This window comes from Vibrio sp. QJM3NY_21 (assembly GCF_057785975.1).
Genome location: NZ_CM173513.1, coordinates 1,443,986 through 1,458,143 on the forward strand (window position 1 = coordinate 1,443,986; position 14,158 = coordinate 1,458,143).

Here is a 14,158-nt window from a genome sequence, read left to right on the forward strand (position 1 = left end):
ACGGATTTAGGAGCGAACAAGAAATAGATCAAGGATTACAGCATTTATTACATTGAAGACTCAGGCCACTTCCCAATGCTAGAGCAACCTGAGCAGTTCAACACAACATTGATGAAAGCGGTTAAGTCAGTGAGGTAGGGCAGTTGTAACCGTTAGTAGAACTAAGGCCTCGCGTTTGCGGGGCCTTTTTATTTTGGGAAACCTATTGTTAGGTGATCCAATTGGTACAGACCTGATTTGTACATCATCGTCAGCGACAAATAATAATCTCCAATGAATTTATCAAAGAAGTAAAAGTTCTCTGAATACTTATCAATCCCAAAAAATAACATTCTAAAAATGATCGTGTAACAATTTGTTAACGAGCTGTATTGTCTCTGTGTTCTTTGTCTTAGTTGCATATCGTTACCAAGCTCAGAACATACCATTATTTTTGAGGATCTGAATATGAACGGAAAACTAAGAACGGCTTTATCGTTAAAACTTAAGAAGCAAGATATCTCTAACCAACCTCCAAGACTGGTGCGATCGAATGCTGCCTTTGAACCGAATCCAGCCCCGTCAGAACACCACAAAAAAGAGTCTCGATAATTAGCTTGCTCCCTCTTAATAAGGCACTCGAGAGAGTGCTTTATTGAAGATGTCTGCTGAGGAAAGGAATGGTTTATGATTAATATACAAAACAGTCTCTATGATTTATTTGATACCCAAGGTGTGAGTCTTTCAAAAGAATACAAGGATTGCATTGAGAAATATTTAGTATCTGATTTGTCTTTCACTTCTGAGATGATGAATGGTTTGGCTCGAACTATTTTTCAAAATAAAAAGATGATGGCTTACTACCTTTTACACAATGCAATCGATGAGGCTAAAGGTGCGGCAAGGTTACGAATGATCGCAGAGCGGTATGCAGATGATGAATTAAGGCCGCTGATGTTGCGTCATTATAACGATGAGATGAATCATTCTACGTTGTTTGCCAGTCTTATTCCTTTAACTGGGTACGAGACAGAAACGCATGAACATGAAGTTCAATATGAGTTAGATAAAGTCATGAACTTTGACGATGAGCTCAAGACATTCCTGTTTAGGGTTCACTCTATTGAAATACGTTCATGGCGTTTACTGTTACTGCATTTGGCGATCATCGATGAGTCTGACGATGATTACATGAAACAAATGCGTCCAACGATTCAAAAAATCTTAGAAGATGAAATGCAGCATGTGTGTTACACCGGGAAATATGTCAGTCGTTGGCTACATGCTGAGCCACACTTAAGCAAAGTTTTTGTTGAGTGCATTACCCACACGAATAAAGAAACATGGGAAGACCTCTCTTCGATGGCTTTATTCATGCGCGATCATATTCAAGATTTTCTTTTAGAATCGGCGGCTTAAATGACTCTCTGGCTTAGGGTTTTAACATCGCGAAGCTCATTCGCGATGTTGGTTTTCATCGCCATCGCGTCAGTGATAGCGAATACGGGGTGGCGAGTCGTGATGAATAACTTCGCTGTCGACACTGTTGGTATGACTGGGGCTGATGTGGGTGTATTGCAGAGTGTTAGGGAAATCCCAGGCTTGCTTTCATTTACTGTTTTGTTTCTGTTGTTCATCGCTTCAGAACAAAGAGTCGCGGTATTGTCGGTTGCAACATTAGGGCTAGGCGTTGCCATGACAGGGTATTTGCCTTCGATTTATGGCTTCTATTTCAGCACGACGATCATGTCTATTGGTTTCCATTATTTAGAAGCGGTGAACAAATCACTCTCAACACAGTTGTTAGCGACTGAGAACTTCAGTGAATCAATGGGTAAAATTCGGTCTGCTGCCTCATTCTTCTCGATGGTGACTTTTCTATGCATTATGGTCGCGAGCTATCTTTTTGACGTTTCAGATAAGGCCATTTTCTTTGCTTGTGGAGCAATATGTTTCTGGCTAGCGGTTTACTTGGTCACGTTTAAAAATACTCAAACAGAGGTTAAACAACACACTAAACTCATTGTCCGACGTGAATACACGACCTATTACATTCTTACCTTTTTGAGTGGAGCAAGAAGACAGATCTTTGTAGCATTTGCTGGCTTACTGATGGTGACCAAGTTCCATTATACGATTGCGATGATGGCCGCTTTATTTATGCTATCCAGCTTAGCAGCGACTCTTGCTCTACCTTATGTTGGGAGATTTATCGACCGAGTAGGAGAGAGGCTAGCTTTGATCATTGAGTATGCCGCGTTAGTGTTGGTATTCCTATCTTACGCATTTGTGGATGATCAATATGCGGCTGCGGGGTTGTATGTTATCGACAGTATCATTTTTAGTTTTGCCATAGCTTTAAACACCTACTTTAAAAAGACAATTAGGGAAGATGAAGTGGCTTCAACGGCGAGTTTGTCATTCACCATCAACCATATTGCAGCGGTGTTCCTACCATTTCTGTTGGGAATCATCTGGATATCTGGTTATCAATGGGTGTTTGTTTCTGGAGCCGTGATTGCTTTGATTAGTCTGTTGGTATCATTGACTATGGGCACGCAGCTTCATCAGCGGATTAATGGATTCGATAAGCTACAGAAACAATAGCGACATTCACAAAAAATACAGTATTTACTACGTTGAAGACTCAGGTAACTTCCCAATGCTAGAGCAACCAGAACAGTTCAACACAACGTTGATGAAAGCGGTTAAGTCAGTGAAGTAGGGTGGTTGCACGTGAGAATAGGCTGATAATCCCCTCCTAAACTCCCCTTGATTGACATTAATGAGAAAGGGGAAGAATTGAACAAAGTGAGTTAGTTAGTCGTTGGCGCAATCTCTCTTGTTTCACCAATTTTCATTGTCCATAGATTTTTGTCAGAAAATCCACTATCTCTTCCCGCCCTCTTAAAACGTATCGGAGGTTCAAATGCTGGCTCATCCGATAAACCGCTAATGGTTCCCCAGTGAGAAGCAATCAATGTTTTTGCGCGAACATCTATGCCGATAGAGACAGCCTCTTCAGGTGTGGCATGCGACATCCACAATAATTCCCTAGGCTCATATGCTCCAATAGGCAAAATAGCAAAATCAAAGGAGCCATATTTCTCACCGACATTATTGAATATTGTTTCTGAGTAACCTGTATCGCCAACAAAAAGAAGACGATTTTGTAAACTTTCAATAACCCAAGAGGCCCATAACGTTTCATTATGATCAGATGTACTTCTTGCTGAATCATGAACAGAAGGCTCCGCTGTTATCTCTATCCCTGAAACTGACACTGACTTTCCCCAATCTAACTCAGTAACCTTGTTATAACCTCGTTCGGTAAAAAAAGACTTAAGTCCTAAAGGAACAACGACATGAATATTGTTTTTGTTTTCTAACTTCCTAACTGTTTGATCATCCAAGTGGTCATAATGATTATGTGAAACGATCACTATATCAATAGGAGGCAATTTATTTATAGGTATGGGTAAATCAACAAACCTTTTTGGTCCGGCCCATGAGACGGGGCTGGCGAATTTTGACAAAAAAGGGTCAGTCAGGATCGTCACTCCAGAGGTCGTAATCAAAAAACTTGCATGCCCTAACCAAGTAACACTATCGCTTTCAATAGAGTTTAAAAGTTGAAGAGACTCCTTCTCTGTTAGCTGATGTCCATCGGGGATATCAGGGACAAACACCGAGTCCCATGCTCTTTGCATATAAAACAAGCCCCCTTTAGGTGCGGCAGTTTCTACAAATGGGTGGTTCTGATAACCGTTGCTTGTATGATGGTTTGGCTCATCCACCAATGAAGGTTTTTGGGAGGATTCAGGTGAGTGTGAAGAACATGCAGATAAAGTAACTAAGACTAAAATGGCACTAATGAAAATTTTCGTATCGTTCATCATTGACTCTCTAAAACTCTTTATATGGTGATTCGATAATGTGCCAGTTTAAAATAAACTTAGCTATAACCACACTAAGTTAACCAACTGTTTGTTAACAGCGAGCGTATTGTTAGCGGCTAGCGCACTGTTAACAACGAGCGTATAGCTCAAAACCGATTCTATCAACTTCAAGCCCGCAAAAACCCAAAGTGAATGCCTTTACGTAAGGTCTCTACAGCCTTTTATTAAGTATCAATATTTCAATGAATTACCATACCTCGATGGTTTTGCACGTTATCTCATTTGTCATAGCCAAATTCATAGTGCTCGTGAGTGGTCCGCACCAATAGTTGTGGACACTGACTTAACGGAGTTGAGCTGCCCAGAATCCAGTCTGGCTGGAGAAAATGATATTAGAAAAGATTGGTTAATCTGAGTCGACGTGTTTATTGACAAGGCTAGCAATTAGACTACGCTTTAATAACTGATGGAACATCGTCAGTGGAAAACGAACAAGCTTCAACGTAAACCGTAACACTGTAAAAGAAAGAAAAGATATGTACATTGTAGAAAAATAGAAAAGCCACTTTTTACATTAAGTGGCTTTTTTTTGTCAAAAAAGATTATCAACGATAGCTTCAATTTTTAGTGCAGATAACGAATCCAGTTTGAAAGTTAACAACAGAAAGAAGCAACCACTCAATCATTCTAATCTAGAGGTTAACGAAAACTTGGGATAATCGCCGGTATGCCCGGTAGAAGACCAACCAACGCCATCACACCACTTAACACAATGAACATAGTGCCAGGCAACACCCAACGGCTCATTTTACTAAGCTCACTGCTACGTTCTTTACAACCGACTAAGCCTAAGTTATCCAACAGCATGGTGAGAGCCCAGCCAAATGCAGGGTTAACCAGTGCTGAAGAAAATACAACAATCGCTGCCGATTGTGTGGTTTTCCCTTCACGAGTCATTTCCATTCCAGCTTCTAGCAATGGTACAAATACCCCAACAATCAGCGCAACACACAGTACAGGCTGCCATATAGCTAAATCCATCGGGTAGCCCCAAACAGCGGCGATGATACAGAACAGAGCTGTTAGCAAAGCGCCTGCAGGAATAGGGCGTTTAGCAATCGCCGCCGGTACGATATAAGTACCCCATGAAGACGTAAAGTTAGTACCGCCGAGCAGAGAACCGAACGTTTGACGAATTGATGCCGTGGTCATGGTGTCGTCAATGTTCATGTGTACTTTCTCGGTACGTTCTGGGTAGCTGATCTTTTGGAATACTTGATGCCCTAAGAAATCTGGCGACCACATTGCCACGGCTAAAATAGCAAACGGCAATACCACCATGAAATGCTCAATGGTAGGTAGGCCTAGCATCCAACCTGTATCTTCTCCCCACCAATACATAGGGTTCATGTTAGGCAAGCCTGGCTCAGTGTGGAAAGCAAATGGGGCACCCATGGCAAATGCAATCGTACCACCCAGTAAGCAACTAAGAGGCACAGCTAACCAACGTTTGCGGAAGTGTTCCAATAGCGCGTACAAAATGATGGTGCAAAAGATCACCACAAAAGCGATGTGGCTCATGCCGATTCCCTCAGCCCAAGCGAACAGCTTTTTCACTTGAGAAGCGGTGCCAACAAAGCCGAGGTAGAGCAATAAGCCGCCACACACGCCTTTACTGGTAAGGTTGGCCAACATGCTGCCACCTTTACTGATGGCTAAGATGAGGCCAAAAGCGCCAATCAGCAACCCAAACGCCATAGGGTGTCCGCCAGCTGCAACGACAATCGGAATTAAAGGGATGAGTGGACCGTGTGTACCTGCGAGGTTCGCGGTCGGCAATAAAAAGCCAGAGAAAATAATAATGAAAACAGAGGCGATGAGCAATTCATAACGAACGTTTTCTAGAATGAAGTCTTCATTTAATCCGAGAGCCCCGGCAAAGGTGGCTGCAATGGCGCCCACCATAACAATCTTACCAATGGTCGCCGCCATCGCTGGGATGGTATCTTCTATTTCGAATCGATAATCTTTAAACGGCAAATTGGGACGCCAGCGTTTAGGCGCCATGATTTGTAACTCATGTTCTAAATATTGTTCGCGGGAATCAAATTCCGAGCTTGGTTTGTGTTGTTGTTCATAAGTGAGTTCATCCTCATTAGCTTGAGGCTTATCTGCTTGTATATGTACGGACTCTAAAGTGCTGCTCATTTTGATTCCTTTCGTTCACACTCTAAGGTGTGTTATTCCAACAAACGTTATTGACTCACGCAAAGGCGTAAACAATGTGTCAACTTATAATTAAAAATTCATTAACATTTAGTTGCTAGTACCTTATACCAAACCCAAAAAAACAAATAGTCTCAGGTAGTTAGACATTAGTCGTAGAGTTGGGCGACTAGTATTAGACACTGTAGATAGTATGTGTCTGTTTATTTGTAGGCCCTTAATTTCAGGAACAACAAAGTCACTTTCAACAAGAAATAGTTCGACTCTAAAGACCCAGAAAAAAGTCCAACAACTTACGTTTGGTTGCGTTCTTGGTGTGATTGGATGGTGATCATCTTTTCCAGTTTTATGCTGGATATATTGGGTAATAAGCAGGGGTAGGGATTGCCTCTAGTAACTCAATTTCTCCTACGTTTGGCCCCTGATAGTGTTAGAATCTCCGCATCAGAACTATCGAGAAACTAGGTATTTATAAACAATGTTTATCCATCACGTAAACGGCATCGACTGGCTGGTGATTACAGCTTTTGAAGAACTGAAACCGATGTTTATCGAAGATGCTGGTCCTATCCCAGCTTACTTCTCTACCGCCAGTGAGTTGAGCCTGATTGATCAAGCCAAGCGTAGCTATGGATTTTTGCCTAAACTCCGCGGTGTGATCACCGATACCGGCACGTATCAAAGTGAAAATCTTGAAGAAGATTTGAACCCACAGCTTGCGTGTATAGTGGAAGGGCGTGGCCGGGTGTTTATCTATCACGGCGACTATGTGGCTTTTGTGGATGACGAGCAAACCTTCATTACCCGAATGAACTGAGAGTGATTCAGTGAGTTGAGATCTGCGAATTGGTAAATCGGCGAGTTAGCTCCCCTAGAATTAAAACTAAAGGATTAATACGATGGCAAAAACGGTCTCATTGGTACTTGGCAGTGGTGGTGCAAGAGGCTTGGTTCACGTTGGAATCATCCGTTGGCTAATCGAGCATGGCTATCAGATAAAATCCATCTCTGGCTGTTCAATTGGCGCACTTATCGGTGGTGTCTATGCGGCGGGCAAGTTGGATGAATTTGAAGAGTGGGTTACCAGTATCGACCAATCGGATATGGCTATGATGTTGGACTTTTCATGGCAATCGAGCGGTATCTTCAAAGGGGACAAGATCATCGACACACTGCGTGGACTGATCGGCGAAATTTCAATTGAAGATCTGCCTATCCCTTATACCGCAGTTGCTGCTAACGTCGCCGATGAAAAAGAGGTTTGGCTGCAATCAGGTTCTCTGTTTGATGCTATTCGCGCCTCCATCTCTTTGCCACTGTTCTTCACACCTCATGTCATCAATGGTGAAGTGCTGATTGATGGCGGAGTACTCAATCCCGTACCGATTGCGCCTACCTTTAGTGATAAGACAGACTTTACTCTGGCTGTGAACTTAGGTGGTGAACCTGAGATGCTTCAACAGGAAGTGATACCGGTTTCCCTACCTACAAAAGAGAGCAATCTGCATGAGAGGGTGGTTCACTTTATCGATAATCTAGGTAGCAGTGTAAAAAGCAAAATGAGCTTCAATTTTGCTGCCTACGACATTGCCAACCAAGCGTTTGATGCGATGCAATCGACCATTGCTCGCCAGAAACTGGCCGCTTATCCCGCCGATATTACGCTTGAGCTCCCACGCAATGCCTGTGGCACTTTAGAATTTGATCGCTCACAAGAGATGATAGACAGAGGCTACCATTTGGCACAGGCTAAACTGGGTAACCGCCTTTAACGGGTAGGTCGCTAACTTTAATGTGTCGGTCGCTGATTTTAATATGTAGGCCGCTGACTTTTATGTGTAGAGTATAGGCTTAACGAAGAGGGGATATATGCAAACGGAACTCAAAGAACTCGAACTCCACGAGCTTATGGCAAACAAAGATGTCATCGTACTCACCAGTTTAGAAGAGCCTGCTGTATCTTGGCTGATAGATTGCTATCAAGAGAATACTGATATCCAGATTATCGAGAACGCGCGCCAATTAGATAGCGAAGCGGTTTTAGCTCAATGCCGAGATTGCCTGAGTGAAAGTAAAAAGGTGATACTTGCCGCGCAGTTTCGTAGCCAATTACCTATCATCAATATCGCTTCACTGTGTAATGAGAAGCGCAAATCGTTGATCAATATTGAGTTATCCGGCTGGGACGAAGAAAAACGCCTTCCTCACTCTTTTAGCAGTTTCTAGGTCATAGTAGCTTCTGGCTTCTGGCTTCTGGCTTCTGGCTTCTGGCTTATAGCGGTTTATTGGTAACAGCAGTCGCTAGTCTTTAGCGTTTCTATGTTGACGTAAGCCCACAAGATATGGACTTCACTTCAAATGCCTACCGCCATCAAGGTGTAAGGTTCTTCCTGTCATGTAGTGACTGGCCAAAACATACTTGATGCCATCTATTATTTCCTCAAAGCCCGCTTCTGTAGGGATCAGAGCTTTCTGCAGCGCTTTGGTTTTGTATGCCTCATCGTCATGTTCATTGAACTTAATCATGGCTGGAGAGAGGGTATTTACTTTGACCTTGGGAGCCAGCATTGCTGAAAAAGACAATGTCAGGTTGTTGAGCGCAGCTTTACTGGCCGCGTAAGCGATGTGTTTTTTACTGCCTTTTTCTGCGACGTAATCACTTATGTGGATGATGTCTGACGTTTTATCACCAGACATCAGTTGGTCTTTGAGTGTTAAATTGAACAGATAAGGCACGGTAACGTGAATCGTCATCATCTGATGCATGATTTGTGAGGCATTTTCACTGGGGTTCTTCTTGTTCTCCGGCTTCCAGTCTGAAGCGTTATGTATGATGGCTCGAAGTGTCTTATATTCTTGACCCACGTAATGAAGAAAGCTCTCTAAGCTGCTTTGTTGATAAAAGTCTACCTGCTGCAAGTCGGCTCCACTATCGCGCAAAAGTTGCAATTGAGGATAGTCGCTGCGGTATGTGCCAACCACTTTGTACCCATCCGCTAAAAGTTGCTGTGCCAGTGCGAAGCCTAGTCGCTTTCCCACGCCGGTTATTAGTATCGTTTCACTCATCGTAAAAACTCGGCTCTAGTTTGAGGGTTAGTTTTGAAAATACCACCGAGCGCGGTTGTTGAGGTTTCAGAGTTTGCATCCATGACGCCTCTGGATTTAACGCAATAGTGAGTCGCTTTGATCGTCACGGCCACGTTTTCTGTTTCGACGAGAGTCTGTATCGCGACCAAGATTTGCTGAGTAAGGCGTTCTTGTACCTGAGGGCGCTGAGCAAAGAATCGAACAATACGGTTTATTTTAGACAGCCCAAGAATCTTGTTTTCAGGGATGTAGGCCACTTCTGCTAAACCATCAATGGTGATGAAGTGATGTTCACACGTCGACGTTAAATCTATGTTCGATACCTTAACCATTTCATCAACGGACATTTTATTTTCTATAACACTGATTTTTGGGAAGTTATCGTAATCGAGCCCTGAAAAAATCTCATGGACATACATTTTCGCAATGCGATGAGGGGTTTCAGCGAGGCTGTCGTCGGTTAAATCCAGTCCAAGCGTACTGACTACTTCTGTTAAAAGCCCTTTGATGCGGTTGTACTTCTGACTAGGGTTCATTTCGCTCGGAGTCATTGGGGTTTCAAGTCCTTTTGCGAGCAAAGCTTCTCTTACTTTTTCGGCTTCTGTATTCAGCATGACTCTCTCCTTATGAATTATTGTCGTTGTCTGCTTCATAACTCAGGGTGAGCGAAACAGAGTCGGCAAAACGTAGCGCATGAGGCTTGTCGATTCTCACTTGAGCGTATTTAACCCATGGATGATCGATACAAATGCCGAGTACGTCGCTGGTCAATTTTTCTAAAAGCAGAAACCTTCCGGATTCGACGTGTTGAATGACCTTCTTGCATATGTTTTTGTAGTTGAGCGCGTTCTCCACATCATCAGAGAGGCAAAGGTTATTGGCGGGGTAGTGGATTTCTGCATTGATAACGATGTCTTGTTGCTTAGACTTTTCTTCTTCGTTGAAGCCGATGAAGGTTCTTAGTCTCAGGTTTGTAATGGTGATAATGGCGTTGTGATTCATAACAGTGTCCAATCCATAGAAAGTGAAGTCAGTTACGTACTTGTTTTAAGAAAAGATCAGTAAAGCTGAGGCGATTAAGAGTCCAGTTGTTCTTGTTGCAGATGTTCCTTTCGCAGTTGTTCCTGTTGCAGTCGTTCTTTTTTCAGTCATGCAAACGTTAAGTGAAACCGAGCTCGAAAGGGATGGGTTCGGTTTTCTGGCTCAGCTGATCGAAGCTTTCCCAGAGCTGTTGATATGAGATGTCTAGAGTGGGGTGCCGTTCTTGCGCAGCAATATCGACTAACGGCCTGAGCACGAAAGCGTACTCGGTGATTTCGCCTCTAGGCAGTTCTACACCATCGATAAAGCCCACTTGATTACCATAAAGAAGGATGTCGATATCCATCGTCCGTGAAGCATACACTTTGGTCTGACGCTTGCGATCGTTCTCTAATTCGATTTGATGCAGAATCTTAACCAGTTCTGCGACAGGAAGATCACACTCGAATCCAACGACGAGGTTAAGGAAGTTATCCCCCTCGAAACCGACAGGTTCGCAATCGTAGAAGTTAGAAATGTGTAGGGGCGCAAAGCGGTCATGCAATGCTTTGAGAGATTCTGTGACGTGATGTTCGCGGTTAATGTTGCTTCCGATGCTGACATAGACGTTGGCCATAGTATTACCTTCCTTTTAAGGAGCTATACGTCCGACTTGCTATGAAGATCAGCTATGCGTCCTTTAATGGCAGGACGGCGAAAGAAAAATACGGCTCTGTTACAAGTTTTGCCCGTTTTGAGCCCGACAAAAGGGTACCTGTGAGCTAGAAAGTGCCATGAGTAAAAACTCAGCCGATGAAGGTATTGGATAAAATGTGTTTGGGAAAAATTGAATATGATCGGTCATGAATAACTAAAGGTATGGAAAGTCGCTTAACGTAGCGTCTAGTATTGATGGTGCAGATCACTGACAAGTATACGGACCTTCATGGCAATATGCTTTTTCAAATATTTAAAATCATGCTCTCTAATGCCTGTCAAAAAAAGCCCAAACAAAGGTTTGGGCTCAATTCAATAATCATGAAACCATTGTCATGGTGGTTATATTCCGATTAATTTCCCCAGATTTGGCTTACAAACTCTGGATGGTCAATAAACGGATTACGATTCCCTTGGAAATCATGTACCGCCTTATTTCGGTCGATTTCTTTTTGGCTTACTGGATCTTCAGAATGCCAACGCTTTAGCATGGTAAGTAGCCAAGGTTCAAAAACGGTTGTATTGGTTCCATCCAGAACGGCGTCAGAGCTTGTAGAGTTCCCTTCCCAATTAGCGATTTCATTTTCATAGCGTGTTGCCATGTAGAAATATGCTCTTGCGAAATCACCTTTAAACTCATCAATTGGCTCAAACACCGTACCTGCATAACCAAGAGAATTTGCTGCACTGCCTAATTTAGAACCATTGCTTGATGTGTATGTTGCACTACTTACCTCACCAAATGGCCAATTACTACGTTTCGAGTTAACGTAGCCGTCAGTGGCAAATAAATGGTGACCGTCAGAGTTCATTGGCTCGGCTTTCCCACCAAACCAGCTTTTCGGGAATGAGTGCTCGCGGTTGTAGCAATCACCTTCTTTACTGTATTGACCACATTGATCGGCCACCTTCGTAAATTGGATTGAATCTGGGCCTGAAGGTTTCTCCGAATACATATCGAGAATCGACCCATCAGTGTCATAGTATGCGTCTAGATCAGCCTCAGACACTAATGTCCAAATAGCGGTGTAACCCTGACTACTATGATTATCAATAATTTGATATAAGGCCGTTTTTAACGCAAAGCCCACTTTGCCTTCAGCGTCTTTGTAATACTCACCTAAAACGGGTGGTTCAGTTGGCGGTGTAGTCGTTGAGCCACCAATCGTAAATTCTGTACTCTGACTTGCTTGGAAATCACCACCAGATGCCACAACGGTTCCGTTTACCGACAAACTGTATGAACCATTCCCCACACTGCAGCACATTCCATCTCCATAAGAGTCTGAGACTTCTAGGGTGTAGCTACCATCCGCTAAACACATTTCCACTTCATTGTTGGTGTTACTTTGATAGTCTGAACCAGAATAAAGAGTTTGAGAAACTGAGTTTTTGAGAGACCAACTGGTTTCAGAACCATAGTTATCCGTCACTAGCGTGAGTGCGGCACTTGTGTCATTGCATCTTTGTGTTGGTGGAGCCTCCGTAGGCTGAAAGTTATCTAAATACACCACTTCCGAACCATCAAAACCTGCATCATCATAAAATCGTATGCCCACAACGATATCTTTAGTGCTGGTAGCGCTGTACGAGTGAGTCAATGCTTGCCACTGATTCGTTAAACCATTATTCGAGTAGCCTAAATAGCCATCAACAAAAAGGCGAGCTTTCACGTTACCTTCAGTGTGATAAACATCGACAGAGAAATCATAAGTTTTCCCTTGTTCAACACTTATCGTTTGAAGAAGATCGGTATTACTTTGAGTACTTGTATTCACTGTTACTTGTGCAGAGAAACTGCCGTTATTTACAGGATCGGTAGAGAGCGAAAGTGCAATGCCGGAGTCAATCACACTCCATCCAGATGGTACGTTTCCTTCCCAGTTTTCGAAACTTCCATTTTGCATTTGCGCATGCGCACTCGCTGAACAAAGTAATGCAACGCCACTTAGTGTTATTATTCTATTTATCATATAACCTTCTGTTTAATCGGATAAAAACCAACTAAGCTTAGAAAGTAATCAAAAAATGAATGGAGATACACATCACATTTATAAATGTAAGCATTGTCACTTTTATTAATATATGTGATGTAAAGCGATGTGGTATCGATCTGTCAAATGCTTTCACGCGCTAGATTATTGAAAAAAAGGTTCATCTCGGCTTTCAGGGGAAAGCCGCGATGAACCAAAAAGAAGCACTTATCCACAAGCCCTGCCTACAGTAAATGTAACCTTTATTAAAGTTCGATCCCGCCCTTACCTAACCAATTGAAAATTATGCGCACAATTCAGGGATGATGAAGAGCAGCCTCTAGCGCCCCATAAACCCGAACAACAGCGTCACAGATTTATCTCACGGGAAGCTTAGTCTTTGTTTTTACCTGACCGAATGCGAAGCTGGATTCAATAGAGGCAATATTGGGCAGGCGAGTTAATTGCTCTGTAGATAGAATTAAGGCCTCGCATGTGCGAGGCCTTTTTTGTTTGTATCGAGCGGGAGTAGCAAAAGCCTCTTGAGGTTTTACCTTTCTAAATTGTGCTTAATTATCTGTTCTACCACACCATCCATCGTCTTTGAGCTAATCTCCGGTTTCAAATATAAGGAATGATACTCAACCCCTGTGCGGTCTATATAGGCGGCTTGTAAGCCAGCAGATAACGCACCATGAGTGTCCCAATCGTGAGTAGCGACAAGACGAAGGTTTTCGACAGGCTCTTGTAAAGTGTCTGCTGCAAATTTATACACGTCTGAATTTGGTTTGAAACTGCCTGTTTCTTCAACAGAAATGACGGTGTCGAAATAATCTTCTAAGTCCGAGTTCTTTATTTGAGAAGTGATAAGGTCGAGGGATGAGTTAGAAAACGCGACTGTTTTAAAACCACTTTTACGCAACTTATGTAAAGACTCTTTGATATCAGTGTGCGGTGGTAGATTGGCAAAGGAAGTTAATAAGGCACCTTTGCTTTCGGTCGTTAAATCACACTTGTACCGCTGTGCAGTAGCGTCGAGCGCTGCATTCGCTAATTCAGAAAAAGTAGATTTTACGTTTGTTGCGATGCAAACCGTTGAGGAGTGTAAAAGCTTTGAAAACCAGAGCGATAGTGCATCCTCACTGCCAAACACCGCTTTAAATTTAGGCTGTAATGACCCCAAATTTAAAACTGTTTCGTTTATATCAAACAGTATCACTTCTTTTTTCATGCGAAGAACCCAGAATTAATTGAGTT

The 14,158-nt window shown here is 42.8% G+C and carries 14 protein-coding genes and 3 pseudogenes; 8 read left to right on the top strand and 9 right to left on the bottom strand.

Annotated features, from left to right (window positions below; genetic code table 11):
- The 5 genes and pseudogenes from AC3CID_RS06525 to AC3CID_RS06545 all read left to right on the top strand — a co-directional run.
- A pseudogene (locus AC3CID_RS06525) lies at positions 1-138 on the top strand (alpha/beta fold hydrolase); the annotation flags it as partial.
- 309 nt (positions 139-447) lie between these two features.
- Positions 448-591, top strand: coding sequence for a hypothetical protein (locus AC3CID_RS06530; protein ID WP_157938716.1), 144 nt, complete (start codon positions 448-450; stop codon positions 589-591).
- Between the two features lie 75 nt (positions 592-666).
- Positions 667-1,398, top strand: a complete 732-nt coding sequence (locus AC3CID_RS06535; RefSeq protein WP_171327422.1) for a GTPase — start codon at positions 667-669, stop codon at positions 1,396-1,398.
- Between the two features lie 45 nt (positions 1,399-1,443).
- Positions 1,444-2,586: an MFS transporter gene (locus tag AC3CID_RS06540; RefSeq protein ID WP_488527277.1), complete on the top strand. Its 1,143-nt coding sequence runs from the start codon at positions 1,444-1,446 to the stop codon at positions 2,584-2,586.
- Between the two features lie 10 nt (positions 2,587-2,596).
- Positions 2,597-2,704, top strand: a pseudogene (locus AC3CID_RS06545) (alpha/beta fold hydrolase); the annotation flags it as partial.
- 91 nt (positions 2,705-2,795) lie between these two features.
- Here AC3CID_RS06545 and AC3CID_RS06550 read toward each other — a convergent pair.
- Together AC3CID_RS06550 and AC3CID_RS06555 are read right to left on the bottom strand one after the other, a co-directional pair.
- Positions 2,796-3,878 carry an MBL fold metallo-hydrolase gene (locus tag AC3CID_RS06550; protein WP_488527122.1) on the bottom strand — a complete coding sequence of 361 codons (1,083 nt, stop codon included), beginning with the start codon at positions 3,876-3,878 and terminating at the stop codon, positions 2,796-2,798.
- A gap of 699 nt (positions 3,879-4,577) precedes the next feature.
- Positions 4,578-6,086, bottom strand: a complete 1,509-nt coding sequence (locus tag AC3CID_RS06555; RefSeq protein WP_488527123.1) for a DUF3360 domain-containing protein — start codon at positions 6,084-6,086, stop codon at positions 4,578-4,580.
- A 496-nt stretch (positions 6,087-6,582) separates the two neighbouring features.
- Between AC3CID_RS06555 and AC3CID_RS06560 the strand changes: the two genes are divergently transcribed.
- The 3 genes from AC3CID_RS06560 to AC3CID_RS06570 all read left to right on the top strand — a co-directional run bounded on the left by AC3CID_RS06560 (position 6,583) and on the right by AC3CID_RS06570 (position 8,330).
- Positions 6,583-6,921, top strand: a complete 339-nt coding sequence (locus tag AC3CID_RS06560) for a cytosolic protein (protein WP_114633326.1) — start codon at positions 6,583-6,585, stop codon at positions 6,919-6,921.
- Between the two features lie 82 nt (positions 6,922-7,003).
- Complete coding sequence (locus tag AC3CID_RS06565) at positions 7,004-7,876, top strand: patatin-like phospholipase family protein (protein ID WP_145563886.1); 873 nt, start codon at positions 7,004-7,006, stop codon at positions 7,874-7,876.
- 97 nt (positions 7,877-7,973) lie between these two features.
- Positions 7,974-8,330 (top strand): hypothetical protein, encoded by a 357-nt coding sequence (locus AC3CID_RS06570; RefSeq protein WP_488527124.1) that lies wholly within the window; start codon positions 7,974-7,976, stop codon positions 8,328-8,330.
- A gap of 123 nt (positions 8,331-8,453) precedes the next feature.
- Here AC3CID_RS06570 and folM read toward each other — a convergent pair whose 3' ends face one another.
- The 7 genes and pseudogenes from folM to AC3CID_RS06605 all read right to left on the bottom strand — a co-directional run bounded on the left by folM (position 8,454) and on the right by AC3CID_RS06605 (position 14,132).
- Positions 8,454-9,170, bottom strand: coding sequence for a dihydromonapterin reductase (gene folM / locus AC3CID_RS06575; RefSeq protein WP_488527125.1), 717 nt, complete (start codon positions 9,168-9,170; stop codon positions 8,454-8,456).
- The gene (gene folE, locus AC3CID_RS06580; protein ID WP_017080608.1) at positions 9,167-9,805 is read right to left on the bottom strand and encodes a GTP cyclohydrolase I FolE; all 639 of its coding nucleotides are present in this window, start codon (positions 9,803-9,805) and stop codon (positions 9,167-9,169) included. The genes folM and folE overlap by 4 nt, the downstream gene beginning before the upstream one ends.
- 10 nt (positions 9,806-9,815) lie before the next feature.
- Positions 9,816-10,193, bottom strand: a complete 378-nt coding sequence (gene folX, locus AC3CID_RS06585; RefSeq protein ID WP_054546529.1) for a dihydroneopterin triphosphate 2'-epimerase — start codon at positions 10,191-10,193, stop codon at positions 9,816-9,818.
- A gap of 157 nt (positions 10,194-10,350) precedes the next feature.
- Positions 10,351-10,848, bottom strand: a complete 498-nt coding sequence (folK, locus tag AC3CID_RS06590) for a 2-amino-4-hydroxy-6-hydroxymethyldihydropteridine diphosphokinase (RefSeq protein WP_488527126.1) — start codon at positions 10,846-10,848, stop codon at positions 10,351-10,353.
- Positions 10,849-11,281: 433 nt separating this feature from the next.
- Positions 11,282-12,901 carry an endonuclease gene (locus AC3CID_RS06595; protein WP_488527127.1) on the bottom strand — a complete coding sequence of 540 codons (1,620 nt, stop codon included), beginning with the start codon at positions 12,899-12,901 and terminating at the stop codon, positions 11,282-11,284.
- Positions 12,902-13,278: 377 nt separating this feature from the next.
- Positions 13,279-13,371, bottom strand: a pseudogene (locus AC3CID_RS06600) (Lrp/AsnC family transcriptional regulator); the annotation flags it as partial.
- Between the two features lie 80 nt (positions 13,372-13,451).
- Entirely contained in the window at positions 13,452-14,132 is a 681-nt protein-coding gene (locus tag AC3CID_RS06605; RefSeq protein WP_488527128.1) for a haloacid dehalogenase type II, read from the bottom strand.
- Positions 14,133-14,158: the final 26 nt, after the last annotated feature.